The sequence below is a fragment of the Saccharopolyspora sp. NPDC047091 genome (assembly GCF_040643635.1).
Taxonomy (GTDB): domain Bacteria; phylum Actinomycetota; class Actinomycetes; order Mycobacteriales; family Pseudonocardiaceae; genus Saccharopolyspora_C.
Genome location: NZ_JBEYUS010000142.1, coordinates 1 through 3,400, shown reverse-complemented (window position 1 = coordinate 3,400; position 3,400 = coordinate 1). Strand labels below are relative to the sequence as shown.

The 3,400-nt window shown below is 71.3% G+C and carries 4 protein-coding genes; 2 read left to right on the top strand and 2 right to left on the bottom strand.

Annotation, left to right across the window (positions count from 1 at the left end):
- Positions 1 to 127: 127 nt before the first annotated feature.
- Entirely contained in the window at positions 128 to 577 is a 450-nt protein-coding gene (locus tag ABZ805_RS29185; protein WP_358447124.1) for a MarR family transcriptional regulator, read from the bottom strand.
- 208 nt (positions 578 to 785) lie between these two features.
- Here ABZ805_RS29185 and ABZ805_RS29180 point away from each other — a divergent pair, with 208 nt between their 5' ends.
- Entirely contained in the window at positions 786 to 1,574 is a 789-nt protein-coding gene (locus ABZ805_RS29180; RefSeq protein ID WP_358447121.1) for an SDR family oxidoreductase, read from the top strand.
- A 51-nt stretch (positions 1,575 to 1,625) separates the two neighbouring features.
- Here ABZ805_RS29180 and ABZ805_RS29175 read toward each other — a convergent pair whose 3' ends face one another.
- On the bottom strand, positions 1,626 to 2,555 hold the full coding sequence (locus tag ABZ805_RS29175; protein WP_358447118.1) for an alpha/beta hydrolase: 930 nt from the start codon (positions 2,553 to 2,555) through the stop codon (positions 1,626 to 1,628).
- Between the two features lie 154 nt (positions 2,556 to 2,709).
- On the opposite strand from ABZ805_RS29175, the gene ABZ805_RS29170 reads away from it, so the two are divergent.
- Positions 2,710 to 3,315, top strand: a complete 606-nt coding sequence (locus ABZ805_RS29170; RefSeq protein ID WP_358447115.1) for a TetR/AcrR family transcriptional regulator — start codon at positions 2,710 to 2,712, stop codon at positions 3,313 to 3,315.
- The last annotated feature ends 85 nt before the right edge of the window (positions 3,316 to 3,400 follow it).

Here is a 3,400-nt window from a genome sequence, read left to right as displayed (position 1 = left end):
GAAGTCACCGACCGCACCGATGAACGACAGCCGAGCCTCCTCGTCCCCGGTGATCACCTCGGCGTCGATGCCCAGGGTGTCGCGCACCATCGCGACCGGACGAACGGTCCGTTCACTCCGGTTGGCGTCAGGCCCGGGCGGTGACCCGGTGGAAGGCGTCGACGAGGTCGCCGAGCTCGGGGACCTGCTCGGCTTCGGCGAGGGTCTTCTCGAGGGTGGCGTGGTGCGTGGGCCGCGCCTGCTCGAGGAGCGCGCGGCCTTCGTCGGTGAGCTCGGTGTAGATGCCGCGCCGGTCGTCCTTGCACAGGATCCGGGCGAGCAGGCCGCGATCTTCGAGGCGGGTGACGAGCCGGGTGGTGGCGCTACCGCTGAGCGCGGCGGCGCGGCTGAGCTGCTGCATGCGCATGTGCCAGCCGTCCTGCCTGCTGAGCGCTTCCAGCACCGTGTACTCGACGACGGACAGGCCGTGGTCGGCGCTGAGCGACTTCTCCAGCGCGGTTTCGAGCATTCCGTGCAGTGCGGCGAGCGTGCGCCAGCCCTGCGCGCGCACTTCGACCGCGTCGTCGGCGATCCCCACTCCGCACCTCCTAGTGGCGAGCCCGTCGGGTGAGCTCGCTCTCCCCGCCATCCTAGCAGCTTGCGCAGATAGCAAGCGCCTGCAACTATTTATGAAGCGCATGCAACTACCGGCTCAAGCCGACTTTTCTCCCGCGCACGACACTCCCGCTTCAACCCGCACCCCCGCGGGAACCCGACGACGAACACCCGAGGAGAGCGAGCATCCGATGAACACCGATATGTCCGGCCGCACCGCACTGGTCACCGGCTCCACCAGCGGCATCGGCGAGGCCATCGCAGCGGGCTTCGCGCGCGCCGGAGCCGACGTCGTCGTCAACGGCCGGTCCCGGGACCGGGTCGACGCCACCGTCGAATCGCTGCGCTCCGACACCGGCGGCTCGGTGCGGGGCATCGCCGCGGACATCGGCACCGCCGACGGCGCCGCGGCACTCATCGCCGAACTGCCGGACGTGGACGTGCTGGTGAACAACGCCGGGATCTTCTCCGCCACCCCGGTCTTCGAGATCAGCGACGCCGAGTGGTCCCGGTTCTTCGAGGTGAACGTGCTCTCCGGCGTGCGCCTGGCCCGGCACTACGCCCCACGCATGGTGCAGCGCGGCTGGGGCCGAGTGATCTTCATCAGCAGCGAGTCCTCGATCTTCATCCCCACCGAGATGGTGCACTACGGGATGACCAAGACCGCGCAGCTGTCCGTCGCGCGCGGCATGGCGCAGGAGGTCAAGGGCACCGGCGTCACCGTGAACAGCGTGCTGCCCGGCCCGACGCTGACACCCGGCGTGGCCGAGTTCATCGCCAGCCGGGTCGGCGACGACGTGCCGTTCGAGGAGGCGGAGCGCCGCTTCATCGCCGAGGAGCGGCCGAGCTCGTTGCTGGGCAGGCTGATCCGGCCCGAGGAGGTCGCGAACCTGGTGCTCTACGCCGGTTCCGAGGCGGGTTCGGCGACGACCGGGGCCGCGCTGCGCGTGGACGGCGGAGTCGCGCCGTCGCTGGCCTGACGCACCGCGCGGATCCGGCGGGCGAGCGAAGCCCACCGGATCCGCCGCCGCTCAGCTCCGGTACTCGGCGAGGAACGGGCGCATCGCGTCGAGCATGCCCACCGGGTCCTCCTCCGGCACGTAGTGGCCGGCGCCCTGCAGCACGACGCTGGTGACGTCCGTCGCGACCGCGCCGATCTCGGCCGCCATGCCCTCCCCGACGGACTCCGAACCGGCGACGGTCAGGATCGGCAGGGTCAGCTTCCGCTCCCGCCGCACCAGGTTCTGCTCGATGATCGAATCGATGGCGCGGTAGTAGTCGAAGCTGGCGCGCAGCGCTTCCGGATCGCGCAGCGCCGCCACGTAGACCTGCACCGCGTGCGGCGGGATCGAGGTGGGCGTGGCGGCCTTCGTGGCGAACTGGTGCCCGAAGTAGACGTCCTCCCGGCCGGTCACCAGCCGCTCGTTGACGCCGAGCGCGCGGTTGAAGTTGAAGTGCCACAGGAAATCGCTGGTCCGCCGGTCGGCGAGCAGCGGCGGCGACTCGGAGAGGCCGGGCACGATCGCCTCGGAGAACACCGCTCGCTCCAGCACCTCCGGGTGGTCGGCGGCGAGCGCGTAGCCGGTCCAGGTGCCGACGTCGTGCGAGACCAGCGCGAACCGCTCGTGCCCCAGGGCGCGCATCAGCTCCACCAGGTCGGTGGCCAGCGTCCCGGAGTCGTAGCCGCCGACGGGCTTGTCCGTCAGGTTCACGCCGCGCGGGTCCACCACCACGACGGAGAAACGCTCGGCCAGCTCGGGGAGCACGAAGCGCCACTGGTACCAGTTCTGCGGCCAGCCGCCGAGCACCAACAGCGGCGGGCCGTCGCCGCCCGTGAGGTAGTGCGTGCGCAGGCCGCCGACCGTGGCGTAGTGGTCCTGGAAGAGCTCGGTGAACCCGTCCGGCAGCAGTGGCGCCGCAGCGAGGGAACCGGGGCCGTGCGGGACTTCGGTTGAGGTCACGAGGAAACTCCGTGTTCGACGAAGGAGAAGGGGCCCGGCCGGGTGCCGCTCGGCGCCCAGCGGACGGCGCACGCGGGGGTGGCCGTACCGGCCGGTGCGACCTACACTAGCCATGTTGGAACGAATGGTCAAACATGGCGGAGGGAGTGCGCAGATGGCAGGACGCAAGCAATTCGACGTTGACACCGCCCTGGACGGCGCGATGCACGTGTTCTGGGAGCACGGCTACGCCGAAGCCAGCCTCAGCAGGCTGCTCGCCGCCACCGGGCTCGGCCGCGGATCGCTGTACTCCACCTTCGGCGGCAAGGACGAACTGCTCGAGCGCAGTGTGCGCCGCTACGCCGAACGGTTCGCCGCACCCATGTCGGCCGCGCTGCGCTCCCAGCCCGACGACCCCGCCGCCGCCGTCCGCGCCTTCTTCGACACCGTGCTCACCCGGCTCGCCGACCCTGACGTGCCCGCCGGATGCCTCATCACCCGGCTCGCCGCCGAGACCGCGGATCTGGCGGACCCGCTGCGCGAAGTCGTCGCCGAATCGCTCGCCGGGCAACGCGCCGAGATCCGGGCCGCCCTCCGCGCCGCCGAAGGCCCGCTGCCCGCCGAACGCCTCGACGACCTGGCGCTGTACGCGGCCGCCGTCAACCAGTCCCTGACCGTGCTGCACCTGGCCGGGACCCCGGTGACCGAGCTGCGCACCGTCGCCGACCTCGCGCACGAGCACATCGCAGCGGCCCTGCACACCCCCGGCCGAGCGGAGTGAGCGGACCGTTCGTCCGACCTCCTCCGCCGAGGCCGAGTTCTACGTCGCGCTGCTGCTCATCGAGATCTCCTCCGCGTCGGCCACC